Consider the following 474-nt stretch of genomic DNA (forward strand, 5'->3'; position numbering starts at 1 on the left):
CGTCGAGTCGCCGGTGGTGCCGATGATCGCCCTGGCCTTCACCTTCGAGGGCGGCGCCGCCCAGGACCCGGCCGGCAAGGCCGGCTGCGCGCAGATGCTGGCGCGGCTCCTCGACGAGGGCGCCGGCGACCTCACCTCCGACCTGTTCCAGGAGCGGCTCGCCGCCCGGGCGATCGAGCTGTCGTTCCACGCGGGCGCCGACGCGGTCGGCGGCTCGCTGAAGATGCTGGTGAAGCACGCCGACGAGGGCATCGCGCTCCTCGCCCTGGCGCTGGCCAAGCCGCGCCTCGACCCCGACGCGATCGAGCGCGTCCGCGCCCAGATCATCGCCGGCCTGCGCTACCAGCAGAACGATCCGGGCGTGCTCGCCTCCCGCCGCTTCTTCAAGGAGGCCTTCGCCGGCCACCCCTACGCCCGCCCGTCCTCCGGCACCGTGGAGAGCGTGACGGCGATCACCCGGGACGACCTGCTGGC

At 74.3% G+C, this 474-nt stretch carries 1 protein-coding gene; it reads left to right on the plus strand.

Annotated features, from left to right (window positions below; genetic code table 11):
* Window positions 1–22: 22 nt before the first annotated feature.
* The coding region (locus tag ACU8YC_RS26790) for a M16 family metallopeptidase (protein ID WP_446896232.1) at window positions 23–474 on the plus strand (452 nt) is incomplete at its 3' end.

The organism is Citrobacter sp. VF227, assembly GCF_052950715.1.